The sequence below is a fragment of the Acidilobus aceticus genome, assembly GCF_055392325.1.
Map to the genome: position 1 here is coordinate 254,489 of NZ_AP042407.1, position 23,501 is coordinate 277,989.

The window sequence follows — 23,501 nt, forward strand, 5'->3', positions numbered from 1 at the left end:
AGCTCACCCGCCCTGCTCCTCCTGGCCTTCACGTTCCTTGCCCACCGGCTTCACCTGGTCTATTGGTATGGTGACTATTATCTTAGAGTCGCCCTCCAACAGGTTAACGTCGACCTCGCCCTTCCTGACCTCTATTATCCTGCCCCTCATGCCTTTAAACGGCCCGCCTATGACCTGAATTACGTCGCCCTTTGCTATAGGCTCCGCAGCTGCTGGCGGCTTCACCAGTTTAAGTATATCGTCAACCGACACCATAGTTGGTCTCCTCCTCTTTATGTTTCTTACGCCTCTTATGAGGTAGTAGAGGTCCTTAACATCACCTACCTCGACGAAGACCACTCCCTTTAAGTCGGGCGAGTAAACGATGCTCCTCACGTCAAGCTGAAGGGTTCTGGCTCTCTCGCCAAGGACTGCCACAACTCGTTCTTCGTAGCCCCCTGTCACGTAGATCGCATAAAACCTGCTGCCCTGGGCAGCGCCTCCCCCTTGCTGCGGCGCACCCGAGCCTGCCTGGGATGACATAGTAACACCTCAGCTCAGAAGTATGACATATATCAGGTGTATAATGTATGCTATGGCGCCCACCAGTAGCATGCCAAGAAGTGTTAGCCTTGTCAACAGCCCGAACTCCTCATCGTCAGGCTTTCTCGAGAGCAACAGTATCCTCTTCCACGAGGCCACGTGGTTCTGAAGCTTTTCCTTTAAGCTCACGGCGCCCGCCTTCGATACTAGGTGAGGCCAAAGTTTAAGTGCTCTGCGTCAGCAGTCCCCTAGCCTCAAGGGCTTTCCTGTACTCCTCGACCAGGTTCCTCCGCACAACCCTGCCCTTCGGCTTCTCCTCAAGCCATGCGGCAGTCCTGAACCTGTAGACCTTGACCTTTTCATCGTACCAGCAGTCAGGCCAGAGGCCGGCCTTTATGCACGTCTCGGAGAGGAACGTCTCGACGTCCCACATGTTCTCGACGGGGACCTCTGGCAGCAGGAGGCCGCGGTAGAACCCCCTCTCAACTACGAGCCCATCCCTGCCTATGGTCACGAAGGCCTTGCGTCCCTCGGGCGTGCGCGGGGCCTCCTCGAGCTTTGATAGGATGGAGACCTCGAAAGTCACGCTATCGAGCTCGCTCCTCTCCATGGGCATGAACCTGGGGTCGTTAAAGGCGGCCTCCACCGCGACCTCTATGACGGACCTCACCAAGGGCTTAATGGGCTCTATAAAGCCTATGCACCCCCTTAAACTCCTTGCCTCACCCTCGTATGTCTCTATGGTAACGAAGGCCGCCCCAGGCCTCAGGAGCAGGGGGTCCAGTCCCTGAGGGGTTGGCATGAGAGCCCTGTTCTCAAAGTAGTATTCAACGCTTTTCCTTGCTATCCTAACGAGCTCCTCTCCTAAAGCGTCGCTAACCTCGTCAGGATCCACGGGCTGCTGGCTCACGTTACTTCGCCTCCTGGGGCTAACGGCCAGCAAAGCTTAAATAGCAAAGCGTGAGCCTAAACGCGTTTCGCGCCCTTAAGCTCAGGGACTTAAGAATAAAATCTCGGCAAGCCAGTGGCACTCGGAGCTAAGCTAAGTCGCGGTGAAAGCGATATGCAGAGCTCAGAAATTGAAGTGTTGTGCCCAAGGTGCAAGGTCCCCATGAATTTTTACTCAAGGACTGAAAGGACCTCCAGGACTGATGGAACCGAGATCAACATAGTCAGGTATTACAAGTGCCCAGTGTGTGGCAAGACCATAATCGACGAGGAGCTGCTTGTCAGGCAGACCGCAGAGGGGGCTAAGATAACGGTGAAGCACAACGGACTGAAGAAAACTGCCATCATAAGGGAGGTGTCCCGCGCGGATTAAGCGAAGCTCTTCTTGCCACTTCGGCGAAGTTTTTGAAGGCGGTAATCTCCTTAAGATCGCATGCCTTCACTTTAACCTCTGGAGGCTCTTTACCCCTCAACATCGACCTCAGGTCCTTACTTATGGCGTCCGCCGCCTGGAGCGGGTAGGGGAGCCTGAGGCCATCTACGAGAAGGGACCTAACTACATCTACGCTATACTTAAGGCCCACCAGGTTCCCTGGACTTACATAGATGCGGGATCCTGTAGGGGCCCTTAGTACAGCGCCTACAGCGGCATCGCCTATGTAGATACAAGTCCCATAGTCGCACGGGACCTCCCGACCGTAGAGGAGCCCCTTTGCCACGCCTACGGAGGGGAGCCTCAACGCCACGCCCAGATGGGAGGCTATGCCAAAGCCTCTTGGATGGGCTATACCATGACCGTCAACCAGCAGGAGATCCACGCCTCTTCCGCTGGTGGCCTTTATGAGGGCTGGCGTCATTAGCTCCAGCTCCCTGAAGGCCAAGAGCCCGGGGACGTACGGAATGCAAACGGGCCCGTAGGCATAGTAGCATTCAACGGATCTTGATGTGACGTCAACTACCAGGGCTGCCGCGACCCCAAAGGTGCTGCCCTGGCCCCAGTAGGCCGCATCGACAGCGGCCAGGGTCCTGGGAGGCGCTATATCTTTACCGAGCCTCAGAAGGCCCTTAAGCTTCAGCTGGTCGTCCCTAGCGATGCTGTAACTGAAGCTCGACCTAACTCCAAGGCAGGCCTTCTCCCACTCAGGACTCCTCAACAACCCTCAGCCTTAGGCTCTTCTCCTTCACGGCGCCGCTCGTAGATATGGAGATAACGTCTATGCCATCGCCTGTTGAGGCGTCCCTCTCCATCGATATCCTTAGTGCGCCTACAGCTACCTGCTCTGCCTGATCGAGGGACAAAGCATCATTGTACTGATCCTCCAGGAAGCCGAGCGCTGTGGTGGCGCCGCTTCCGACGGCCATATACTTGTCCTCAGAGACGGAGCCTAAGGAGTCGAGGGTGTAGATCTTGGGCTGCCCATCCCTGTCTATGCCGCCTACGAGGGCCTCTATTATGAATGGGAGCATCTTATATGAGTAAAGTATGCCTGACAGCAGCTTCGATATGGCGTAGAGGCTCATGGTCCTCTCCTCTGTGAGCTCATAGTACTTGCTCTCAGCCGTAAGGTATCTAAGTATGGCGCCTACGTCGGCGTAAAGGCCGCTCATTGCTATTGCAGCCCTGTTGTTTATCAGGAACACCTTCTTCGCGTTCCTGCTCATAACAAAGGAGCCGTAGGCCATCCTCTTGTCGGTGGCCAGCACAACTCCGTCCTTGGCCTTAACGCCAACAGCCGTCCCTTGTTCGATCTCGTAAGCTGACACGGGTCTCCACCAGTTGAGGGTCAGTATAAGGGGAATTTAAAAGAGGCGCGTAATAACTTCAGCCCAATCAGTAATACTTGCCCTCCTGAGCTAACACCTACCCTCCTCTAAGGGTTCCTGGGAGGCTGAGCGAGTTGCCAGGAATTGCGGATGTAATAAGAAAAGCGTTCGGCTGGGGGCTTAGCAGGGATAACGATAGCCCTGGGGACCTCTTCAACCAGGGGGAGGGAATTAACTATGACGAGATACTTGCGCAGCTTAACATAGTCAAATCCGAAGTAGACAGGTTTAAGCTGAAGATACTTAATGACATAAACACCTACCACGCTAAACTGGTAAGCGCGATAAAGGCCCACGACAATGAGGGCATAGAGCTCAGCGCGTCGGAGCTAGTCATAAAGAAGAGGGTCTATAAACTGATAGCCACGTATGGGCACCTGATAGGTGTGGCCATAGAGAGAATAAACGACGCCAGGACCGTGGAGTCCATAGTTAAGGCCGTGGCGCCGCTCCAGTACGCTATGAGCGCCATAAGCAACTACCTCTCAGGTCTGGCGCCAGACGCCTCTGCGTCCCTGGCGTCCGTGTTTGAGTCGACAGAGAGCGTGATAAGGAAGGTCAACATGATAAGCAGCATGCTGCCAGAGGGCAGAAGCATAGCCATGCTTGACGACGAGACTAAGAGGGTGATAGCCGAGGCCATGAAGGAGGCCCAGGAGGAGACTGAGAAGCTGACGCCGGAGGTGCCCAAGTCTGTCAACCCTGAGGTGCTCGAGGGGAAGCTCGTTGAGTACATAAGGGCCTCCGGAGGAGTTATCAGGATATCAAAGGCGGCCGAGTACCTGGGAGTATCCCCTGAGGTAGTGAAGGACCTGCTGGCAAGGCTTCAGGCTAAGGGCGTGCTCAAAGTTGAAAGCGTGGCCCAAACGACGTGAAGCCTCACACCCTTAATATGATCTAATAATAATAGCTTAGGGAAGCGGAGGCGACCACCATGTCGTGGAGCCCAGTGCAGATGCTAGAGAACATGGCTAAGAAGAAGATAGAAGAGGCTCTGACTGCCGAGAAGGAGAAGGACTACGCCACGGCTGCCGACAAGTATAAAAAGGCCCTAGAGGCGCTCGAGGAGATACTCAGAAACTACCCTGATCACCCCCTCATAGGCGTCTACAGGAGGATGTATTACGACGTGAGCTCAAGGCTCAAGTACATCGAGTCTAAGGGAGCGCAGCCCCTGAGCGAGGGGGATGACATAGTTAAGGTTGACCTTAAGGGCGAGGCCAACAGTGATGATAATGAACCGCCCGAGTTCGTGCTCAGGGAGAGACCTAAGGTCTCCTTCAATGACATAGCAGGCCTTGACGATGCCAAGAGAGCCATAAGGGAGGCCATAATTTACCCCATAACGAAGCCCGAGCTATTCCCGCTTGGATGGCCCAGGGGCATACTCCTGTATGGCCCGCCTGGCACCGGCAAGACTATGCTGGCCGCGGCGGTGGCCAGCGAGGTTGCGGGGGAGTTCCTCTACGTTGACGCTGCCAGCATTATGAGCAAGTGGCTTGGGGAGGGTGAGAAGAACGTCAAGAAGCTCTTTGACTACGCTAGGTCCAGGGCCAAAGGAGGCGTACCCGTCATAATATTCATTGATGAGGTTGACGCCCTTTTTGGAGTCCATGCCAACGAGGTAGGAGGAGAGGTTAGGGTAAGGAACCAGTTCCTCAAGGAAATGGACGGCCTTCAGGACAAGGGTGAGAAGCTGCACGTATATGTCATTGCGGCCACCAACAAGCCCTGGGACCTCGATGAGCCATTCATCAGGAGGTTCCAGAAGAGGATATACGTTGGACTCCCTGACTTCAACGCCAGGAAGAGGCTTCTTGAGATGTTGCTTTCCAAGCTTCCAGCCGGAACTGATGTAGATATTGACGAGCTGGCAAGAAAGCTTGAAGGCTACTCAGGAAGTGACATAAAGGACCTGGTGCAGGACGCCTACATGAGGACTGTAAGGGAGTACTTTGAAAATAAGCTAAAGGACCTCAGGCCGGTGAACATGGCGGACTTCGAGGAGTCCATGAAGAACAGGAGGCCCAGCGTTGACGAGAAAATGCTTAAGGCCTATGAGGCCTGGAGTGAGAAGTTCAAGGCAGTCTAAACGTCACCAGGGCCTCTCGCCGACAACCCCCATAACGTCACCCAGGTACCTCAGCTTCTCAAAGCCTACGGACTTGAGGTTCCTCATAACTCCTGCATAAAGGCTTCGCCCCCTGGCTCTTCCCGGCTCCCCCGTGTAGTGAAATATCCTTCCGTCTGGCCTGAGCAACTCAAAGAACCTGGCGTAGAGGCGACTGGAGTAAAGACATCCTGTTTCACCGGTCAGCCTGGGCGGATCATGAATTATAACATCAAAGGGTCCCTCGATATAGTTGACTACTTCACAGGCGTCGCCGCGTATAATCGTTATATCCTTGAAGTCCCTAAGCCGAAAGCTCCACGGGTTTCTCTCAGCAATCCAGAGCACCTCTTCCCTGAGCTCCACACTGATGACCTTAGCTCCCGCCTTGAGGGCCTCAGCGGCGGTGTAGCCTAAGCCCGTGCCTATCTCGAGGACCTTGTCCCCTCTTCTCACGCCAGCGGCCTTTACCTTAAGTTCGGCATCCCTTAGGGGCGTGGTGCCGGAGATCCTGTGCATGTGTATGCCGTTGATTTCCAGGGTTGGAGCGCCGCCCTCCAAGGGCACCAGCTTGTAGTATGACGTGGGCGTCCTGAGCTCCACCTCGTAGAAGTTACCGTCAGGCAGCACTGCGAGTATAGACCTCCTTCTTGAATGAGCCCTTAACAGACTTCTAGCGACTTCATATGTAACGCCATTAAAATCAATAGCTATAAAATCGCCGTCATATGAAGCTAGAGCCTCGCCGAGGCCAACATTTACCTTGACCCTCGATGCCCTGCCCTCAGCTATTGCAAGGCTTTCCCACGGCGCTAACAGGAGGCAGTTGCAGGGCCTGAACTCAAAAACCTCCAGCGATGGCATTAAGTTAGCTCACCGATGATATCGTTTATATCATCATTGTTACTGCTGCTAGAGCTCTTCCATTCCTTCACAAGGTCCAGGTCTCCTCCCCCTTTCTTACAGGGCTCCCCCTCGCAGACGCACGGATCTATCTTAACTACCGCTGGCAACCTAACCATACTGCCTATAACTATGGCCTCGCCTGGGTTAAGGCTGGGCAGCATGTTGGCCAGGTCCTCGCTTAGCTCCTCGCTGGCCTCCTGCACATACTTTATGTCCTGAGGCTCAACCATCCTAAGTATTATCTTGTTGTTAGTCTGGCTCAATACGTCGGGGTCCACGTTCCTAGGCCTCTGGCTCACTATTACAAGCCCTATGCCGAACTTCCTTCCCTCCCTCGCTATCCTGGCGGCCCAGTACTTAGTTAGTGTTGAGTCCCTCGCCGGTATGAGGACGTGCGCCTCCTCTATGACAGTGACTACCGGGCTTGGGTAACCCCTCTTCCCGCCGCTGTGCTTCCACGCCTTCCTCTCGGCCAGGAGTCTCCTGAGGTAATGACTAACTATCGCGTCAGCTCCCAGCTCGTCGAGCTCGCTCAAGTCAAAGACGTTGAGCATGCCGGGCTTTATGATTTCCTTAAGCTCAAGGGGGACGGACTTACTTAGGATATCGCCGTAGTAGTCCTGAAGGTCGCTGAGCCTGTTCAGCACACCAACGGCTGGGTCTGAGTTACCTCTATCGCGGGCCCTAGAGACCTCCTTCGTGAGCTCCTCGATTAGATCGTCCGAGCTGGTCTTACCCGCGTAATAGTTATCTATTACCGTGCTCCAGGCCTCCCTGAGGACCCTGAGCTGATTGGTGGCGTTATCCGGTATCCTGGTCAGCTCCACCAGCTCGTTGAAGGACAGCCTGGCTGGATTTATCGCGGGCCTGGCTGTGTAGTTGGCCCTTGGGCCAAGCTTAAGGTCCCCGTACTCCCCATGCATGTCAAATATTACTACGGTCGCTGAGAGCTCATCGACTAGTCTCCTAGTTAAGACGCAGACAGTGTTGCTCTTGCCTCCGCCGGTGACTGCAAGTATCGCCAGGTGCCTCGTGAGCTTGTTAACGTCTATGCCGTAGCTTATGCCGTCATTTATGAGCGACCCTATCCTCAGCCAGTTACCCCCATTGCCCTGGAATACCTTTTCCAGGACCTCCCGGGGAGTCTCGTAGACCTCAGTGCCAGGCCTTGGGGGCACCTTGGGTAATGAAATGCTGCCCCTCAGCAGGTCCTCCTCATAGCTTAGCCACCGCACCGTCCCCTTTATGTAAGTTGGCGAGACCGCTGGGCTTTGCTTCAGTATCTGAACTAACCCATCAACGGACTCCGGGCTCGTGACGTCCTCGGGAAGCAGCCTGTTGCCTGAAGACACCGACTCAACGATGCCAAAGAGGCACCCGTCCGGCGACTCAGCCAAAACGTAGGTGCCCGTGTGGGGCACCCTGTCCTCTGCAAAGAGCACCTGGCTCGAGCGCGGGGTGCTCTCACCGACTATCCAGCCCAGCCTCTTGCCGTCTGAACACGGATAGCTCACGCCGACTCACCTCCTAAACCCTGAGGACGCTCCTACTCTCGGGGACCAGGTCGAGGCTGACAGCCCTGAGCGCGGCGTCCATTTCAGCCGAGGTGACCCTCGCCTTTGAGTCTGCCATGAGAAGCGGCAGCGGATACCCTTCGGCCGTAAGCGGGAGCGCTGAAAGCTTGGAGAGGGCTTCCCTAAGCACCTGTTCGTAGCTCTGAGCCCTGCGGTCGTAGACCACTTCAACCTTAAAGATGTAGCCTCCGCGCCTCAGCCTTACAAAGGCCGTCACCACGGAGAGCCTGTTCTCGTAAAACTCCCTGAGGTCGCCGACGTCAGGGTACATGCTCCGCCCGCTCTCCTTCAGGCCAAAGTAATCATAGATGCTGTTGTAAACGTTTGCAACGGTGTAGCCTGGCTCCAGGTTCCCCTTAGCCCTTAGGGCGCCCTCTATTACGTGAATGTCGGGAAGGCTCCTGTTGCAGAAGCTCGTCGACCTGCTGGTCTTAACCACGAAAACTGGTATGGAGTTCTGGGACCACGCCTTCTCAACTACGCTCTTAAAGAGATACAGCCTCTCAAGGTTTTCCATGGCTAAAACTGAGTAAATGATCTTCCTCCCGTTGCCCGAGTTAAGGTCTAGGCCGCCCTGGGCCGCGAGCCTCAGGAGGGCCCTTGCCGTGAGGGGCCTCCTTGAGGCGTTACTTATGATGTCAAGCACGCACTCCACGTCAGGCTCCGTGCACGTGCCCTGAGTAAGGCCTTTCAGGGCCTCGGAACGGTTGACGAGCACCCTTGCCGCCAGCTCGAGGCTCTCGCCCCAAGTAACTTCGGTGCCCACCCTTCCCCACCGCATCGGCGGGGTCCCGTCAAACAAAGCTATGCCTCCCCTCGCGGCGCTCTTGGCTGAGACGTCCAGCTCCAGGACTTGCCTGTAAAGCCTTAGCCTCTGCCCAGGCTCCAGGCCCTGCGGCACCACTAGGCCAACAAACCCCTCCTGGACGCTATTAAATTGACCATTATCGCTGAAGCTAGCCCCCCACGCCTTCACGGCAAAGAGAGTGTAGGTCCTTAGCTTCCTGTCGCCCTGGCCTCCGTCCTCGACCGAGTATGCGACGGGCCCCTTGGAGGGCTCTGGCAGGCTACGCCACTCGAAGTCGCAGGCCTCAGGGGCGCCGCTTACCAAGCTCCTTATAATATCCCTGAGCTCAAGGGCGTCGGCCACCACGCTGCTCATATTAATCACCCTCGCACTTGACCGTAGAAACGCCGTCGGGGCCCTTCTCCACGGAGCACACCTTGTCTACGTTATCAACTAGGTCCATGTGGTGAGTTATCACTATGAGCTGCTGCAGCCCTCCCTCCTCAGTGAGCTTGCCAAGCACGTCGACCAGCGCCCTTCTTCTCTCGTCGTCAAGCATGTCTGTGGGCTCGTCCAGCAGCAGGAACCCTATGTTGGAGTGCATCATCCTGTTGAGGGCGAGCACGTAAGCCAACGCTATTACTATCTGTTCGCCTCCGCTAAGGCTTGCTATTGGCCTTTCACGGCCCTGCCTGTCAACGACTACGAAGTAAAACGCGTCCTCGGTCTCCTTAACCTCGACCCTTGCGTAGTCCAGCCCGAAGACCCTGAATATCTCGTTCATCTCATTCTCAAGGCTCACCAAAGCCCTCCTGTAGAGGGTCCTCTCAAGCCTCTCAAGCGCCTCGACGGCCCCAAGGGCTGCGTCGAGCTTATCTAACGCCTTAGACAGCGACTGCTCCTCCTCGTAAGCCTTGTCTGCCTCCTTCTTGGCCTGCTCAATGCGCGAGCTTACGGAGGCCAGCTGCGCGCTTAACTTGGTGTAGGCGTTCCTCAGCTCATTCAGCTTTGACCTCTCAGCCTCGCAGGCCGTAGCCTGTGATTTGAGGGACTCCAGCTTTGCCCTGACCTCGCCTATCCTTGACTCAAGCAGCGCCTTCTCCGAGGCTAGGTCGCCCAGGCGGGACTTCACTATGTTAAGCTGCTCTAGCAGCGATGGAAGCTCTGCAACCCTCCTGGCAGCGTCTTCTATGACATTCTTCGCCCTCTCATAGCTGGGGGCCCCTGTGGCCTCAAGCAGCTTCTTAATTGCAATGTCCCTGGCGTCCGTCTTGGCTTTAAGCTCGCTGGCCAGGCTTTCATACCTGCCCCTCAGCTCCTTCGCGGCTTCAGCGTCCTTGACTCCGAGCGACAGGAGCCTGTTCTTTGCAGAAACATAAGCCGAGTACTCCCCCTCTAAGCTCTTGAGCTCGTCCTTTACCTCCTTTTCCTCCCTAGTCACCTCTTCAAGCTCTCTCTTTATGGACTCCACGTCTACGATCTTGACCCTAGCGAGTGAATTCATCAAGCGTTCAAGCTGGGCCTCCAGCACCTGAACGGTGCGAACCCTGTCCTCAAGCTCTGAGATGGAGCTGCTGACCTTTTCAAGCTCCTCTGAGACGGCTCTCTCCTCGGTGGCGAGCCCCTTCCTCTCATTGTCAAAGTGCTTCAGCAGCTCCTCCTTCCTCTCCGGCGAGAGGGGTGAGCCGCAGACGGGGCACCTGGCCTCACCGCTGGTGCCCAGGACTTTAACTATATCATTAAGCTGCAGGGCCCTTTGCCTCACTGATCCAAGCCTGGCCTCAAGCTCTTGCTGTTTCCTACGAAGCGACTCGAGGTCGTTTGCGAGCTTCGCAACGCTCTGCCGTAGCGACTCTAAGCCCTCTGGCGAGGCTGATATAGAGGCTCCAACCAGGGAACCTAGCCGCTTAATGATGTCATCCACCTGTGACCTGAGTAGGTTAACCTGGGACACGGCGGCCTCCGCGCTGCTCAAGGACTTCGCGAGCTCCATCTCCCTCCTGCGCAGCACGTCCTCAAGCTTTGTCCTGAGCTCCGTGTACCGTCTATAGCCGTTCTCGTACCGCTCAACGTCGCTTAACGCGTCGACCGCAGACCTTAACGCGGTTAAGTCCCTGTAAATGCCTGCTATCTCAGCGTTAAGCGAGTCCACCTCTTTGACCTGGGGCTCCAGCGAGGCCAGCCCCTTAGCCTTCTCTGCCTCTTGAACCCTGCGCTCAAGCTCTCTCGACTTGAGCTCCAGCTCCTCGGCCTCCCTCGACTTACCGGCCAGCTGCTGCTCAAACTCTTTCAGCTGCCGCTCAAGTTCTGGTATAGCGCCGAGTGGACTGCAGAGCTCATTTACCTTAGCCTCGCGCTCCTTAACTTCCGCCTCCAGCCTCTCTACTTCCCCCTTAAGCTTACCGAGCTCCTCCTCAAGGGCCCTGAGCTCAGAGAGCCTCTCCTGCCTGACCTTCCTGACGCTCTGAAGCATCATGGCGACCTCGGACCTTCTCCTTGGACCTACCTCAACAGAGACTATCGTTGTGCCGTCGCTTCTGGAGGCCCTTATAGCGTGCGACCTTATGTTCTCTGCCGCGGACCTGAGCTGAGGTATCCCTATAGCCGTCTCCACGAGCTCCCTAAGCCTTTTGCTCTCCTCGCGGGCAAGTATCGACGCTATCTCTTCAAGGCCGCCCTGCTTTATGATCACGGCGGAGTCTATGAAGCCCTTGTAGTCGTTAACTCCGTGAAGGCCGAGGACCTTGGCCATCTCTTCCCTGTAGTCTGACGCCGTGCTCGCGACAAGCTTGCCATCTACAGTGAGCCTATAGCCTGATGTGGCTGAGTCCTGCCTGCGCTTCTCTATACTCGCGATGGCTTTGACCTCGCTCCCTGAATCTATATCCTTGAGCACTAGCTCGACAGCGGCTTTGGAAATACCTGTCCTGACGAGGTTGGATAGCTTTCCCCTCCACCCATTTGTTGTGAGGGCGTAGTAAATGGCCTCGAACATGCTTGTCTTGCCGGCGCCGTTCTGGCCGACTATGGCTATGCTGCCCCTGGGCAGCTCGATCTTGGTGTCCTTATGGCTGAGGAAGTCCTTCAGGGTCAGCTTACTTATTATGTAAGTCATGAGGCGCTCAGCCTCCTAAGGATCTCAAGCGACTTGGGCCACGACGCCAGCTTCTCGAGGGCCGAGTCTACGGCGTCCTCCTCGCCTTCAGCTGCTGCCGCCGCTAGCTCCAGCACCACCTTAGCCGTGAACTCGTCGTTCCCCACTATTTCCTGTAGCATCTTAACTATGTCAATGCTTGTCTTCGCCTCGCCCCTGGGCAAGCTTGCACTTTCATCGACAGCCCTCGTAACGTGAGGTATGACTATTAAGTTGAGTTCCTTGGCTATCCTGTTGGCCTCCGCCTCTATCAGCCTCGTTGGAATTCCTGGAAGCGCCGTTATGTCAAGGTGAACCAAGGGCTGGGAGTTGGGGCTCTTCATAACCTTCGATATAGCGCCCTTCAAGTCGTAGTATACGGAGCCTGGCTCCTTTATTGTGACAGGTATTACATAGTGCTCCCTCACAGTCACAGGAACCTCGCTGACTGTCGCCTCATCAGAGGAGAGGTCCACCAGGAGCGGGCCCCTCTTATGCGTCTCCCTGGCCTCCTTTATGTCAAGCGGGTACAGGGACCCAGGGTAGGCATACCACAGGTTTCCGTCGGCGAACTTCTCATAGTTTATTTCCCTCTTGTGTATATGGCCTAGGGCTACGTAGTTGACCCTAGGGAAGGACCTTACTGAGGTGACGGTCTCGTCAGCGAAGGGGAACACAGGGTCAACAGGCATGTGAGCTACAAAGACGGACTTAATGCCGTCCCTCCTCAGCTCCCTAGCGCGGGAGTCATAGAAGGGGCTCAGCCTGCTGTAGATTTTCCTCTTTTCATCTATGCTCACCTTAGAGAACGGGTACACCATAAATGCCACTCCATTTAACTTAACTGTAGTGAGGTCCACTAACTGAGGTTCAGTTAGATTGCCTGCTCCCAAGAGAGCGGGGGCGTAGAAGCCCTCTATTGCTTCAGACATCAACGACAGGAGGCTGTGCTCTCTCCTCCCCGGCGTATCATGTTCCCCATGAGCTGCTACAACCTTTATGCCGTGAGATACGAAATTCTTTATCAGCCTAAGCGCCCTCACAAGCGTAGTGTTGTCGGGATGCGGCGCATCAAAGAGGTCGCCGGATATAACGAGAACCTCCGCGTGATCCCTTCTCACGGCCTCTAAAGACTCTTCGAAGGCCCTGAATATGTCCTCGTATATTATCCGCTCGCCGTATTTCTTAGCGCCAAGATGTATATCTGACATGTGTGCCAGCAGCAACTGCTAAGACCCCGACCTGACCCCAGGCTTCACTTAGCTGTAATACCCTAAATCTCTAAGCTTTTCGCCCTTAGGCCTCACACGCTATATAAGCTCAGCGAAAAAGCCTGCGTTGCCGCTTCAATCAGGCTATAATCCCGTGTTCCTCCGTGAAAGGCAGGTGCGGGGCTTGGGAAGCCTAGTTGAGAGGCTAAGGGAGTGCGGCCACCTGCTCCAGGTAGCCCTTGACTTCACAGACCTTAGGGATGCCGTGAGGATAGGTTCGCTCACGTCACTAGGACCTGCGGTGATACTTGAGGCTGGGACGCCCCTCATAAAGTCCGAGGGCATGAAAAGCGTTGACATACTTAGGTCGCTCCCTGGGAGACATCTCGTGATGGCAGACACAAAGACTGCAGACGTGGGCGGCCTTGAGGCCAAGCTGGCCTTTGAGCACGGCGCTGACGCTATGAGCGTCCTGGCGGCCAGCAGCGAGGAGACCATTAAGGAGGCCGTCAGAGAGGCTGAGTCCGTTGGGAAGGACGTCTACGTTGACTTGATAGGCTTCACGGAACTAGACTCATGGCTTAAGAAGGCCAAAGGCGCAGGCGCCCACGTTGCTGTGATACACATAGGCATTGACGTTCAGAGGGCCCTAGGCATAACCGCAGCGCAGGCCACCGATATAGTGAGGAGAGCCAAGGATGTCTTCGGAGGGCCGGTGGCAGTCGCAGGCGGCATAAAGCCTTCAGATGTTAGCGCCCTGGCCTCGGCCGGCGCTGACATAATAATTATAGGCTCCGCAATAACTAAGTCCTCAGACCCAGCGGCCGCAGCTAAGGCCGCCCTTGATGGATTAAGGCCAAGGTGCCAGTAGCATGGACGACGTGAAATTAATTGTCAAAGAGTCCATCAAGGAGTATAACAGGTACAGGTCCCCTGAGGCAATTGCCAGGCTCGTTACCAGGAAGGGCGACACCTACTACGTCAAGTTTGACGGAAGCTACTGCGAGACCTGCGGCCTTTACGACTGGATCGACGACCTGAGGTACGTAATGCTTGAGAAGGGCCTTAATGTTGAGATAGAGAAGCTCAAGGAGCCCGAGGGGCCTGAGGGGAGCGTCAGGGTAGCCGCGTTTAGGGTCAAGCAGTTGAGGGCTTCGCAGAGGCCCTAAAGCTCAGCCCCCTTTCACCGACTTCAACTTCTACTGCGTTCTCATCCCTGAGGCACCTTATATAGCCCTTGACCGTGGCCTCCAGCAGCATCAGAACGTCAGGCGTTAACTCAGAGTACTTGAACTTCTTTAACAGCGCAACAAGTATGTCCTCTATGGTAGCCGATTTTGACATGACGTTTAGGATTACTTCCTTAGCTTCCTCTATCCTTCTGATATTAGCCTCTATGAAGGGGCCTGCGTCGGACGCCTTAATTAAAGGGCCATGTGAAGGCACTATAAAGTCGACCCTGCCCTCAAGCTTCTCTATAGTGCTTAGGCTTCCCTCCGCGGCGCAGGGCATCCTGTGATATGGGACGCCGTACTTCTCAAGTACCCTGTCACCGAAGAGCGCATCTGCCACGTAGAAGACTCCGTCTGGGGTTATAGCGCCCACCTGGCCGTCCGTGTGGCCCGGCAGCCTCACGAGCTTAAGGGGGCCGTAGCTGTCGCGCTCAGGGGGGATCTCCACATCAACCCTGATCGGGGGGCCATGGAACGTAAGGAGCTTGTCAGCTGGATTAACTGGGTAGCCGAACGTCATTACTACCCTGAGCTCTGGATTTTTTGCTATGGGAGCGTCGAGACTGCTCATGGCTACTTCGTCAACCTGCAGCTCTCCTAAGGCGGATAAGTGGTCGCTGTGATAGTGGGTGACAAGGACCGACTTCCTCCCTGCCCCGAGCTTCTCCAGGTCCCTCCTAAGCGCCCTTGGCCTGTCCTCCCCTTGGCCGGGATCAACTATGTAGACCGTTCCCGTCTCCCTATCAGTATAGAATAACGTCGCGGGGCTCCCCTTCTCTAAGAACGTGGAGCCCTTGATAGTGCTAAGAGTCAAGGCCTTCTCTCCTCCTTTTCCCTACAGCACACGCGTTAAAAACAATCATTTGTAGCCTTTGGCCAACATCGTTAAAGACATGTGCACGAAAAACTGTGCGAAGCAACTAAAACAGTTAAAGAAAGGCCTTAGAGTGCTTTAGTCCTTAGAACTCCTCCTCCCCGCCTTCCTCGTTACTCTCTTCGTTCCTTGGAGGCCTTCTACCTCCAAAACTGCGGCGACCTCCGAACCTCCTTGAACCTCCTCTCGGTGGCCTATACCCCGTAGACTGAGCCTTTGGCGTGTTCTCTGGGATTTCCTCAGCCTTTGGCACCTCGCCGTCATCTATCTTTTCTATGGACCCCCTGCTGCCTATGTTGAGCTGTACCTGTCCCTTGAAGCTTGTGGTCCACGCGCCTTTCAGCTCTACGGCGTCGCCCTCGTTAAGCTTGCCCGCCTGTTGCCCCCACGCGGTGAGCTTTATTCTGCCCGTCTCGTCGCCTACTACGGCCTCGCTTATCGTTCTGTCTCCTCTCTGCGTGTGTATGGTCTTTGGAGGCTCAACACTCAAAACACGAACCTTTATGTCTATATTATCCTCACCCTCGCGAAGGCTAGAAACCTTGCGAGGGGACTCTCCACCCTCTCCCGACACTTCACACACTCTCGCTAGTTACGCGCCCTCTCCTGTTTCCAGGAAAGGGCCAAGAACGGCTGGCCTAGCGGGGTTTATAAGCATACCTGCTCCTTTGAAAGCCCCTGAGCTAGCCTGACAAATGCTTATTTTCCTATTTTTCACTGGTGCCCCAGGTGCGGAGCTGATGAGCCTTTGCTGCTGGGAGGGCGCTTAAGGTAAGCATAGCCTCGGTTGGAGTAGATCTTATAAGGCCCCATGAAATGTTCATTCCTGAGCGCGTTGATGAGGTCCTGAAGAGCGTAACAAGGAGCATGGTCATGGCCAAGCCCTTAGTAGTTGCCGCAGATTCATGGATTTTAGTTGATGGCGCCCACAGGTTAGAGGCGCTGAAGAGGCTTGGTGCCCGTTACGCGCCCGCCGTTATTATAGATTATAACTCTGATGAAGTAAAATTGCTCGGATGGGTGAGGAGCTATTCATATAGTAGCGAGGCGCTTAACGAGCTTCGCAGGCTAGCTGCTATATCGAAGCGTAGGAATCGTCACGATGGCTCCGTTATGATATGGCTTGAGGGGCTGGACTCGTACTACGACATTAAGAAGTTCGAGTCCCTGGGCTTTACCCTAAGAGGCGTCTCGACGTCTACAAGGTCGCTCGCGGGCCTCATAGTGATACCTCCCCCGCCTACCAAGGACCTTGTGGTTAGGGCCGCCATGTCTGGGGAGCTCCTGCCGCCCAAGGCAACCCGCCACATAACAGCAGCCAAGAACATAATTCTCCCAACGTCTCTCAGAAGGATAATTCATGATGGCAGGGAGTGGCCTTGGTAAGTCACGAAAGCTCCCTTCAGCGTTTCTCTACCTGGGACTGCAGCACGTACACTAAGGTTATGTAGTGCGGCGCTAACCTTATTATGTCCCTCTTAGAGATCATGCCAACCGGCTTCATGTTGTTCCTGGAGAGGACCGGAAGATGCCCTATGTTGTGAGTCCCCATGAGCTCAGCGGCCTCCTTGACCGTATAGTCCTCAAGCACGAAGTAGGGGTTCTTCGTCATTATGTTGCCCACGGGCACGTTACGGGATAGCCCCTTAGCAACCACCTCCCTCACTATGTCGGTCTTAGTAACTATACCTATGAGGTTGTCACTGTCATCAACTATAATGAGGGAGCCTACGCCTTTGTCCATCATTATCTGAGCTGCCTCGTTAACAGGCGTTATAGGGGTAACCTTAACTGGCGGGGTGTGCATTATGTCCCTGACCAAGGGCTCTGTGGCCATAGCGTCCACCAGATCCCTTTGGCTCCCTGCCAGTTAAAATGTAATGGTAAGCTAAATACCAAGCACTAACAGCTTTCTATATTTAGCTACTTAAGGACTTTTCTCGTCGTTTTCACTTATGACCTTGCTGCTCTGAACCAGCATCCGGGCATCGTTGACTATTTTCCTTATGTTATTCCAGTGGCCGCCCTCCCAGTATACATGACCGCACTTAACACACACGTAAAACTTGCCATACCTAGCTAAGGCTCCTGGAGGAACGCGGCCCCTTATAATATTCTTGTCAGTGACCTCCCTCAGGGGCCCATTGCATATTGGGCACCTGCTTATCGAGGGGTCAGCCCTGAGCTCTATGAGTCCCTCACTGGCAAGCCTGGCAAGGTTTCTAGCTACGTCTACTTCGGGAAGAAGAACGGCCTTTAGCTTCAGCTTTTCAGCCCTTCTGTGGAGGCCCTTGTCGCTAGTGATTATTATCCTACCAGTCCTTGCAGCTATGCTTAGTATCTGAGCATCATTATATGACTTGGAGTAAAGCGTGTCGTATCCCATCATTCGCAGCCACTTGGCTAGGGTGCCCAGCATCGCGTCAACTATGAACTTGTTGCTTTGCTGCATTGCCCGTGGCCTCTCTGGGTGTGCGCCGGTGAAGCCTTATATCTCATCTAAGGCGGGAAGCGAAGTTCATGGTATAGCTCCTTAAGGCTTCACTGCCTTAGCCTCAAAAAGCTAAGACGGCCAAGCGTGGCGTTGTAAAGGGGCACCCATAGCCTCTCGCCAATGCCGTCAACTAAGAGGCTTGACCACACGCCCACCACAATGCCGCCCACTATGTCCCACAGCCAGTGAACCTGCAGAAGGAGCCTAGTGAACATTATCACTGCGGCATAAAGTATCACGACATAGCTGAGCCCCCTCCTTCTCATTGATGGCGTTGCCGTAAAGTAATATGCGAGAACCGTAACCCTCACGGTATGCCCTGAGGGGAACCCATAGTAGTCCGCGTTCAACAGGTTGCCCAGAAGTCCAAAGTAAATGAATGGCTCGTGGGGACGCGGCTCCATTATGTACGCCTTAAGTATAGCCGTCACTATCATTGAGAAGATGACGGCGACCGCGAATGACGTTAATCTCTTTGATGCGCTCTTATGGACCCCCACGTCAAAAAAGTAGGCTATAGCTGTGAGCACGGCGAACACCTCTAAGCTCGCAGTGTAGGAGATCCCCTCCACTATCACTTGCCTGTCAGGCCCTATGTTCCTGAGCACGACCTGGTTTATGATGTCTATGCCATCAACTCCTCTCAGAAGCTCCAGAACTAGGACTACCACAAGGGCTGCTGAAGCTATAAGGAAAGCCCTGAGGTTAGCATGACGTTCGCCTGAGCCCATCAACCTTCACTCAAGGTCCTGTAAACTCTCAAACGCTATTAAATGCCGTTCTGAGCCTTGGCTGACTCCCTGAGTCACTGGCGGGCGGCTGCCCCCACCATATCCGTCAGCGACTTGAAGCCCATGTAGTTCATGTAATCAGCTATGCCTCTCTTTATCTCACCTATTACTTGAAGGCCCCTCCTTACGAGCCCTGAGCCCACCTGAACAGCCTTCGCCCCAGCCAGGATAAGCTCTACAGCGTCCTCCCAGCGCTCCACGCCGCCAGCGCCAAATATGTCAGGCCTAAGCTCCCTGTAGACCTCGTAAACGGCTCTTACGGCTATTGGGTGAATTGCTGGGCCGGAGAGGCCCCCAATTCCATGACCAAGAGCAGGCCTTAGGCTGTAAACGTCTATCCTCATAGCTCTTACGGTATTTATCAGCGTGAGCCCTTTAGCGCCGGCCTCAAGCGAAGCCTCTGCCGTCTCGACCATCTTATCAGAGATGCCAAGCTTAGCTATTACCGGTATCTTGACTGTCGAAGCCACGGCGCTTACGACCTTCCTGCTCATCACGGGATCCATACCTATGTCTAGGCCCATCTTCTCAACGTGAGGGCAACTCAGGTTAAGCTCTACCGCGGCAGCTCCGGCCTCCTCAGCGACAGCGGCGACCTTAGCGAAGTCCTCTGGAAGAGAGCCAGCGACGCTGACTATTATGGGGATTCCAAGCCCTGCGAGCGCCCTCATGTGATCCCGTAAGCCCTCTATGCCCGGGTTCGCCAAACCTACGGCATTCAACGAGCCCATGTCTAAGTGAATCACCCTTGGCATAGGGTAAGGCTGCCTTGGGGAGGGAGTGTAAGACTTCGTAACTAGCGCGCTGACGCCTGATCTCCCTATAGCGAGGAGGCCGTCAAGGCTCTCGCCCATGATGCCGCTGGCGTTCAGAACCGGGTGCTGCAGCTCTAGGCCTGCCACCCTTACCTCAAGGTTCAACCTCTCCCCTCCTGCTGAAAGGGTTAAGCGCTGTGGGCTTAAGAGTGACCTCCATCTCTTCGGCGGCGAGCTGACCTCCGATAAAGACCGCCCTAGGGGCTGCCGCGAGCTCCTCCATAAAGGCGTGGCCATAAGGCGCTTTACTGTAGGTCGACAGAAACCTTGAGGGGCTCTCGCTGACCACGACTAAGTTGCCCCTGTAACCTACCTCGATAAGGCCGTAACGGGCTCCAAGGCCTAATATCTTGGCGGGGCCAGAAGTTAACAACCTCAGGAACTCAGACCTACTTAGCGCGTGGGCCCTGACGAGCCTGTAAAGCAACCAAGGCCACAGGCCAAGCCAGGGTATCCCCGCCGGGCAGTGAGGCCACGCAGACTTCTCGCCCAGCGAGTGCGGCGCGTGGTCACTTGCAAGGGCGTCGAAGAGCCCCTCAGTAAGGGCCTTCATCATTAAAGTCCTTGTGATCGGGTCCCTGAGCGGAGGATTAACTCTGAAGTAGCAGCCTCCTAACGTGTAGTCATAGAGTAAGTAGTGCGGAGTTGTGTCGACGCTGAAGCCCATGCTCTTGGCCAACCTTAAGGTGCCCGGGCATGACACGTGAGTTATGTGAACTTTGGCCGCGGCTTCAGAGAGGTAATAAAGGCTCGCCCCCTCCATCCAGCAGCCCCTCAACTCCCCCCTCTCATAGTTGTCCTCGTCCCATACTCTGTCTGCCTCGGGAAGCTCGGGGTGGACTACAGCAAGCACGTTACTCAGCCCAAGTATCTTCCTAACGCTGCTCCACCTCTTCATAATATCTTCTGGGAAAATCTTGAAGCCAGCAACCGCAAGGTTCAATATCTTCGTTATGAGTTCGGGCGAGTCAGGGACGCCAGCATAAACAGCGTAGTCTACAAAGGATTTTTCGGCAAGCTCGTTAAGCTTGAGCCCTATGGCCTCAGGGGTTGAAAGTCTTGGCTTAGTGTTAGGCATGTCTGCCACAAGAGTTATGCCTGAGGAAAGCGCCGCCCTGGTGCCAGTCGCCTCGTCTTCCTTATATGATAGCTCGAGGCCCCTTAAGTGAACGTGTATGTCCACCAGGCCCGGCGCTATGTATTCGCCCTCGCCCTCGTAGGAGTATACTTTATCCCCCCTTGGCGTCTTAGATATGGAGTTTATGAAACCGTTGCTGCCTATGTTAACGCAGCCACTGCCCAGGAAGCCTCGTGAGTCGATTAGTTTGCCGCAAACTGATACGACGTTCTCGTAATCCTTCAGCTTCGCCCACCACCGACAAGCTGCTCTATAACATCGTTTTCTCCTATTTCTGTGCCGCAGTAATGGCACTTGAGCCTGAGGGGTGACCCGCTGACCAACAGGAACCTGCTGCTTATGGGCTCCCCGGGCTTCCTTGATATACAAGTAGGGTTAGGACACCTTAGCACGCCCTCTATTACTTTAGGTACCTCGACCTTCCTCTTTTCAACTACATTGTAGTCCTTAATTATGTTTATTGTGGCCTCTGGCGCCACCAGGGAAATCTTCATGAGGTCCTCTATCCTTGGATAGTAACCTTCTAGTTTCACTATGTCCTTTTTCTTCATTCTAGCGCTATCAACGTTCATAACTACTGCCACCCTGAAGCCTTCGTTTCCAGTTATTCCAAGTATCTTGAGCACTACGAGGGCCCTGCCGGCTGGTATGTGATCTATGACTGTGCCCTCCCTTATCTTGCTCACCAGCAGCACTTTCCTCTGGCCTTCCCCGCTCAACTTGCTTCACCCCCTAAGATCAGGTTAAGGAGAGCCATCCTAAGGGGCACTCCAAGGCTTGCCTGCAGGAAGTAGGCCTGGTAGCTAGTGCTATCCACATCAGCTGCCAGCTCGTCAACCCTAGGCAGGGGGTGCAACACCTTGGCGCTGCCCTTAGCGTAGGCCTCCAGTAGCCTCCTTGTAATTCTATAGCTGCCGCGGACCTTCTCATACTCCTGAGGATCTGGGAACCTCTCCCTCTGTATTCTCGTAACATATATCACGTCCGCCCTGGAAAGTCCCTCCTCAAGCTTAACGTACTCAAGCCTCAGCCCCCTGGACTCAACGTCCCTCCTTACCTCATCCCTTAGCTGAAGCTGTGGCGGCGCTGACAACATAACTGAGGCTGGCTTAAACAGGGAAAGTGCCCTCAGGAGGCTTGCGACAGTCCTTGCATACTTGAGGTCTCCTACTATGAGGTAGTTAAGGCCATCAACGCTCCCGAAGAGCTCCCTCACGGTATAAAGATCTAACATGGCCTGAGTTGGGTGGTGCTGGCTTCCATCACCTCCGTTAATTACTGGAACCCTTGCAACCTCGGCGGCTAGAGCAGCCGCGCCTTCATATTTGTGCCTAATCACTATTAGGTCTGCGTAGCCATCCAACATCCTAATGGTGTCAACAAAGCTTTCTCCTTTGGCTACGCTGGTAGCCTCCTCGGCGGAGAAGCCTATAACGTCAGCTCCAAGCCTCTTGGCTGCCGCTTCGAAGCTGAGCCTCGTTCTAGTAGATGGCTCAAAGAACGCCGTGGCTATTATTTTCCCTTCGAGGGTTCTAGTCACTCTGCCAGAGGAGAGCTGACGACGCATCTTGTCAGCCTCCTCAAAAAGAATCTCCAGGTCCTCCCTTGTGAAGTCCCTTGGGTCTATTACGTCACGACCGCGCCAGGGCAAAATGCCCACAAAAAGCGAGGTAGCCTGAACTTTAAAGTGTTTATAGCCTTATCTAATAGCCTGAGGAAACTACGACACATCCTAGTTAGACAACGCTACATTGATTAGCTATACAAAGCTATCTTGATCTTAATCTGCCTTACTTAATTTTGAATTCAGTCTAAATGACTGTGAATATCGCTCTGAAGCCCTTTACGTAGTCCCCCAAAGTTCGCCGGCTAAAGAGTTTAGCTGTTCATCGCTTATCATGCCAAGCCTTCTGGCCTCTTCAAGTATGCTCCTTAGCGTGGTCACTGAGAGCAACTTGACTCCCATGCTTTCCAGGGACCTTCTGGCCCCCTGTTCGCGGTCAACGATTACAGCCCCAATTACCTCCCTAGCCCCGTGAGACCTGAGAACGCTGACGCCAAAGGAGAGGCTGCTGCCTGTGGTAGCCACGTCGTCTATCAGCAACGCTGTCACGCCTTTGACTTCGGCTCCTTCAAGGTCCCTCTCGGTTCCATGCCCCTTGGGCTGACGGATGTAAGCCAAGGGAAGTCCTAAGCTGAGGGCAACGGCGGTAGCCCACGGCACTCCTCCGGTTGCGACCCCCACCACAGCGCAGTTCCCGCATTCCCCCACGTCCTCTATGACCATGTGGGCCAGCTCTAATGATATTATCCTAAAGGCCTCAGGATACCCTATGACCTTCCTAAGGTCTATATAGACATGACTTACCCTGCCGGAGGTGAGTCTAAACTCGCCAAAGAGCACGGCACCAGTGTTGAGCAGAAGCCTCTCTATGGTGCCGCTCATCTGCGGCACCTCATTAGGGCCTCCTCCTGTTCGAGGGCTATGAGCTCCACGGCCTTCTTAGGATCCGGGCTCTCCGTTATGCTCCTCCCTATGATTTCGTAGTCGGCTCCGGCGCAGATCGCATCCCCGGGCCTTGCTCCCTGAGTGCCGACGCCAGGAGCAAGTATCTTCACGTCAGCACCGAGGGCATTCCTTACAAGCGATATTATGTCAGGCCTTGTTGCTGGGGCCACGACTCCCCATGGGTTCGCTTTCTTCACCACATCCATAATAGAGTCCAGGTTCCTGTCATAGAGCTCACGCGACCCTTCGTGGCTCATTGAGGCCACAAGTATTAGCTTTATGTTCCACTCCTTAAGTTTCTCGGAGACCTTGTCAAGGGCGCCTTTGTAGCCTACAAAGGAGTGGGCGATGACAGCGTCGACATAATCCTTCACCAGCGAGACCACCCTGACCATTATATCACCTATGTCAGCAAGCTTAAGGTCTGCTATTAGCAGGCCGTTTCTAATTCTTGACCTGGCTGCTGCGAGTGACTCAAGGCCGCATTGTATAATGAAGGGGATGCCAACCTTGAAACCAACTACCTCATCCCCTAGGTCAGTCATAATCTTTACTAGACCTTGACAGCTGCCAAGCACGGGGCCATCTATGGCAACGATTATGGGGCTTGCCTTCAACTAAACCCTCCTATCA

27 protein-coding genes are annotated in these 23,501 nt (G+C 54.7%); 6 read left to right on the forward strand and 21 right to left on the reverse strand.

Features of this window, described 5'->3' with window-relative positions; translation table 11 throughout:
- Positions 1-3: 3 nt before the first annotated feature.
- The 3 genes from ACZ5OO_RS01290 to amrA are packed head-to-tail and all read right to left on the reverse strand — an operon-like array spanning position 4 to position 1,432.
- The gene (locus ACZ5OO_RS01290) at positions 4-522 is read right to left on the reverse strand and encodes a transcription elongation factor Spt5 (RefSeq protein WP_013266863.1); all 519 of its coding nucleotides are present in this window, start codon (positions 520-522) and stop codon (positions 4-6) included.
- A 9-nt stretch (positions 523-531) separates the two neighbouring features.
- A complete protein-coding gene (locus ACZ5OO_RS01295; RefSeq protein WP_013266864.1) occupies positions 532-711 on the reverse strand; it encodes a protein translocase SEC61 complex subunit gamma in 180 nt (59 codons plus the stop codon).
- A gap of 34 nt (positions 712-745) precedes the next feature.
- Positions 746-1,432: an AmmeMemoRadiSam system protein A gene (amrA, locus tag ACZ5OO_RS01300; protein ID WP_148217155.1), complete on the reverse strand. Its 687-nt coding sequence runs from the start codon at positions 1,430-1,432 to the stop codon at positions 746-748.
- A gap of 153 nt (positions 1,433-1,585) precedes the next feature.
- Between amrA and ACZ5OO_RS01305 the strand changes: the two genes are divergently transcribed.
- Positions 1,586-1,843 (forward strand): hypothetical protein, encoded by a 258-nt coding sequence (locus ACZ5OO_RS01305; protein ID WP_148217156.1) that lies wholly within the window; start codon positions 1,586-1,588, stop codon positions 1,841-1,843.
- On the opposite strand, the gene ACZ5OO_RS01310 is transcribed toward ACZ5OO_RS01305, so the two are convergent.
- Positions 1,815-2,624: an endonuclease V gene (locus ACZ5OO_RS01310; RefSeq protein ID WP_013266867.1), complete on the reverse strand. Its 810-nt coding sequence runs from the start codon at positions 2,622-2,624 to the stop codon at positions 1,815-1,817. The genes ACZ5OO_RS01305 and ACZ5OO_RS01310 overlap by 29 nt on opposite strands.
- Entirely contained in the window at positions 2,611-3,234 is a 624-nt protein-coding gene (locus tag ACZ5OO_RS01315; protein WP_013266868.1) for an Ntn hydrolase family protein, read from the reverse strand. Before ACZ5OO_RS01315 ends, ACZ5OO_RS01310 begins: the two co-directional genes overlap by 14 nt.
- A gap of 134 nt (positions 3,235-3,368) precedes the next feature.
- On the opposite strand from ACZ5OO_RS01315, the gene ACZ5OO_RS01320 reads away from it, so the two are divergent.
- Together ACZ5OO_RS01320 and ACZ5OO_RS01325 are read left to right on the forward strand one after the other, a co-directional pair.
- Complete coding sequence (locus ACZ5OO_RS01320; protein WP_013266869.1) at positions 3,369-4,169, forward strand: hypothetical protein; 801 nt, start codon at positions 3,369-3,371, stop codon at positions 4,167-4,169.
- Positions 4,170-4,228: 59 nt separating this feature from the next.
- Positions 4,229-5,386 carry an ATP-binding protein gene (locus ACZ5OO_RS01325; RefSeq protein WP_013266870.1) on the forward strand — a complete coding sequence of 386 codons (1,158 nt, stop codon included), beginning with the start codon at positions 4,229-4,231 and terminating at the stop codon, positions 5,384-5,386.
- A gap of 3 nt (positions 5,387-5,389) precedes the next feature.
- Here ACZ5OO_RS01325 and ACZ5OO_RS01330 read toward each other — a convergent pair whose 3' ends face one another.
- Genes ACZ5OO_RS01330 through ACZ5OO_RS01350 form a run of 5 tightly spaced genes read right to left on the reverse strand, consistent with a single transcriptional unit; the run spans position 5,390 to position 13,015 of the window.
- Entirely contained in the window at positions 5,390-6,268 is an 879-nt protein-coding gene (locus ACZ5OO_RS01330) for a class I SAM-dependent methyltransferase (protein ID WP_013266871.1), read from the reverse strand.
- Positions 6,268-7,824: a helicase HerA domain-containing protein gene (locus ACZ5OO_RS01335; RefSeq protein WP_464078343.1), complete on the reverse strand. Its 1,557-nt coding sequence runs from the start codon at positions 7,822-7,824 to the stop codon at positions 6,268-6,270. Before ACZ5OO_RS01335 ends, ACZ5OO_RS01330 begins: the two co-directional genes overlap by 1 nt.
- Positions 7,825-7,837: 13 nt before the next feature.
- Positions 7,838-9,046, reverse strand: a complete 1,209-nt coding sequence (locus ACZ5OO_RS01340) for a DNA double-strand break repair nuclease NurA (RefSeq protein ID WP_013266873.1) — start codon at positions 9,044-9,046, stop codon at positions 7,838-7,840.
- Between the two features lies 1 nt (position 9,047).
- Positions 9,048-11,786, reverse strand: coding sequence for an AAA family ATPase (locus tag ACZ5OO_RS01345; protein ID WP_013266874.1), 2,739 nt, complete (start codon positions 11,784-11,786; stop codon positions 9,048-9,050).
- The gene (locus ACZ5OO_RS01350; RefSeq protein WP_013266875.1) at positions 11,783-13,015 is read right to left on the reverse strand and encodes a metallophosphoesterase family protein; all 1,233 of its coding nucleotides are present in this window, start codon (positions 13,013-13,015) and stop codon (positions 11,783-11,785) included. Before ACZ5OO_RS01350 ends, ACZ5OO_RS01345 begins: the two co-directional genes overlap by 4 nt.
- 175 nt (positions 13,016-13,190) lie before the next feature.
- Between ACZ5OO_RS01350 and ACZ5OO_RS01355 the strand changes: the two genes are divergently transcribed.
- Both ACZ5OO_RS01355 and ACZ5OO_RS01360 read left to right on the forward strand, forming a co-directional pair.
- On the forward strand, positions 13,191-13,886 hold the full coding sequence (locus ACZ5OO_RS01355; RefSeq protein ID WP_148217157.1) for an orotidine 5'-phosphate decarboxylase / HUMPS family protein: 696 nt from the start codon (positions 13,191-13,193) through the stop codon (positions 13,884-13,886).
- A 1-nt stretch (position 13,887) separates the two neighbouring features.
- Positions 13,888-14,184 carry a hypothetical protein gene (locus ACZ5OO_RS01360; RefSeq protein ID WP_013266877.1) on the forward strand — a complete coding sequence of 99 codons (297 nt, stop codon included), beginning with the start codon at positions 13,888-13,890 and terminating at the stop codon, positions 14,182-14,184.
- Here the strand turns inward: ACZ5OO_RS01360 and ACZ5OO_RS01365 are convergent.
- Positions 14,153-15,061: an MBL fold metallo-hydrolase gene (locus tag ACZ5OO_RS01365; RefSeq protein ID WP_013266878.1), complete on the reverse strand. Its 909-nt coding sequence runs from the start codon at positions 15,059-15,061 to the stop codon at positions 14,153-14,155. The two genes, ACZ5OO_RS01360 and ACZ5OO_RS01365, sit on opposite strands and share 32 nt — an antisense overlap.
- A 145-nt stretch (positions 15,062-15,206) precedes the next feature.
- Positions 15,207-15,695: an OB-fold nucleic acid binding domain-containing protein gene (locus tag ACZ5OO_RS01370; RefSeq protein WP_013266879.1), complete on the reverse strand. Its 489-nt coding sequence runs from the start codon at positions 15,693-15,695 to the stop codon at positions 15,207-15,209.
- A gap of 242 nt (positions 15,696-15,937) precedes the next feature.
- On the opposite strand from ACZ5OO_RS01370, the gene ACZ5OO_RS01375 reads away from it, so the two are divergent.
- The gene (locus ACZ5OO_RS01375; RefSeq protein WP_013266880.1) at positions 15,938-16,507 is read left to right on the forward strand and encodes a ParB N-terminal domain-containing protein; all 570 of its coding nucleotides are present in this window, start codon (positions 15,938-15,940) and stop codon (positions 16,505-16,507) included.
- 16 nt (positions 16,508-16,523) lie between these two features.
- On the opposite strand, the gene ACZ5OO_RS01380 is transcribed toward ACZ5OO_RS01375, so the two are convergent.
- The 9 genes from ACZ5OO_RS01380 to pyrF all read right to left on the reverse strand — a co-directional run bounded on the left by ACZ5OO_RS01380 (position 16,524) and on the right by pyrF (position 23,485).
- Positions 16,524-16,958 (reverse strand): CBS domain-containing protein, encoded by a 435-nt coding sequence (locus ACZ5OO_RS01380; RefSeq protein ID WP_148217158.1) that lies wholly within the window; start codon positions 16,956-16,958, stop codon positions 16,524-16,526.
- A gap of 90 nt (positions 16,959-17,048) precedes the next feature.
- Complete coding sequence (locus ACZ5OO_RS01385; protein ID WP_013266882.1) at positions 17,049-17,573, reverse strand: Mut7-C RNAse domain-containing protein; 525 nt, start codon at positions 17,571-17,573, stop codon at positions 17,049-17,051.
- An 89-nt stretch (positions 17,574-17,662) separates the two neighbouring features.
- On the reverse strand, positions 17,663-18,346 hold the full coding sequence (locus ACZ5OO_RS01390; RefSeq protein ID WP_013266883.1) for a phosphatase PAP2 family protein: 684 nt from the start codon (positions 18,344-18,346) through the stop codon (positions 17,663-17,665).
- A gap of 74 nt (positions 18,347-18,420) precedes the next feature.
- Positions 18,421-19,326 (reverse strand): dihydroorotate dehydrogenase PyrD, encoded by a 906-nt coding sequence (pyrD, locus tag ACZ5OO_RS01395; protein ID WP_013266884.1) that lies wholly within the window; start codon positions 19,324-19,326, stop codon positions 18,421-18,423.
- Entirely contained in the window at positions 19,316-20,653 is a 1,338-nt protein-coding gene (pyrC, locus tag ACZ5OO_RS01400) for a dihydroorotase (RefSeq protein WP_013266885.1), read from the reverse strand. Before pyrC ends, pyrD begins: the two co-directional genes overlap by 11 nt.
- Entirely contained in the window at positions 20,581-21,078 is a 498-nt protein-coding gene (gene pyrI, locus ACZ5OO_RS01405; RefSeq protein WP_048812819.1) for an aspartate carbamoyltransferase regulatory subunit, read from the reverse strand. The genes pyrC and pyrI overlap by 73 nt, the downstream gene beginning before the upstream one ends.
- Complete coding sequence (gene pyrB, locus ACZ5OO_RS01410; protein WP_048812820.1) at positions 21,075-22,010, reverse strand: aspartate carbamoyltransferase; 936 nt, start codon at positions 22,008-22,010, stop codon at positions 21,075-21,077. Before pyrB ends, pyrI begins: the two co-directional genes overlap by 4 nt.
- A gap of 192 nt (positions 22,011-22,202) precedes the next feature.
- Positions 22,203-22,805 carry an orotate phosphoribosyltransferase gene (locus ACZ5OO_RS01415; RefSeq protein WP_013266888.1) on the reverse strand — a complete coding sequence of 201 codons (603 nt, stop codon included), beginning with the start codon at positions 22,803-22,805 and terminating at the stop codon, positions 22,203-22,205.
- A complete protein-coding gene (gene pyrF, locus ACZ5OO_RS01420) occupies positions 22,802-23,485 on the reverse strand; it encodes an orotidine-5'-phosphate decarboxylase (protein WP_013266889.1) in 684 nt (227 codons plus the stop codon). The genes ACZ5OO_RS01415 and pyrF overlap by 4 nt, the downstream gene beginning before the upstream one ends.
- Positions 23,486-23,501: the final 16 nt, after the last annotated feature.

What these genes read in the sequence shown, in the direction of transcription:
- ACZ5OO_RS01340 (WP_013266873.1), bottom strand. Translation starts at nt 9,046, where the DNA reads ATGAGCAGCGTGGTGGCCGACGCCCTTGAGCTCAGGGATATTATAAGG.
- ACZ5OO_RS01380 (WP_148217158.1), bottom strand. Translation starts at nt 16,958, where the DNA reads ATGGCCACAGAGCCCTTGGTCAGGGACATAATGCACACCCCGCCAGTT.
- ACZ5OO_RS01375 (WP_013266880.1), top strand. Translation starts at nt 15,938, where the DNA reads ATGTTCATTCCTGAGCGCGTTGATGAGGTCCTGAAGAGCGTAACAAGG.
- ACZ5OO_RS01360 (WP_013266877.1), top strand. Translation starts at nt 13,888, where the DNA reads ATGGACGACGTGAAATTAATTGTCAAAGAGTCCATCAAGGAGTATAAC.
- ACZ5OO_RS01350 (WP_013266875.1), bottom strand. Translation starts at nt 13,015, where the DNA reads ATGTCAGATATACATCTTGGCGCTAAGAAATACGGCGAGCGGATAATA.
- ACZ5OO_RS01385 (WP_013266882.1), bottom strand. Translation starts at nt 17,573, where the DNA reads ATGCAGCAAAGCAACAAGTTCATAGTTGACGCGATGCTGGGCACCCTA.
- ACZ5OO_RS01415 (WP_013266888.1), bottom strand. Translation starts at nt 22,805, where the DNA reads ATGAGCGGCACCATAGAGAGGCTTCTGCTCAACACTGGTGCCGTGCTC.
- ACZ5OO_RS01290 (WP_013266863.1), bottom strand. Translation starts at nt 522, where the DNA reads ATGTCATCCCAGGCAGGCTCGGGTGCGCCGCAGCAAGGGGGAGGCGCT.
- ACZ5OO_RS01345 (WP_013266874.1), bottom strand. Translation starts at nt 11,786, where the DNA reads ATGACTTACATAATAAGTAAGCTGACCCTGAAGGACTTCCTCAGCCAT.
- ACZ5OO_RS01325 (WP_013266870.1), top strand. Translation starts at nt 4,229, where the DNA reads ATGTCGTGGAGCCCAGTGCAGATGCTAGAGAACATGGCTAAGAAGAAG.
- ACZ5OO_RS01305 (WP_148217156.1), top strand. Translation starts at nt 1,586, where the DNA reads ATGCAGAGCTCAGAAATTGAAGTGTTGTGCCCAAGGTGCAAGGTCCCC.
- ACZ5OO_RS01390 (WP_013266883.1), bottom strand. Translation starts at nt 18,346, where the DNA reads ATGGGCTCAGGCGAACGTCATGCTAACCTCAGGGCTTTCCTTATAGCT.
- ACZ5OO_RS01330 (WP_013266871.1), bottom strand. Translation starts at nt 6,268, where the DNA reads ATGCCATCGCTGGAGGTTTTTGAGTTCAGGCCCTGCAACTGCCTCCTG.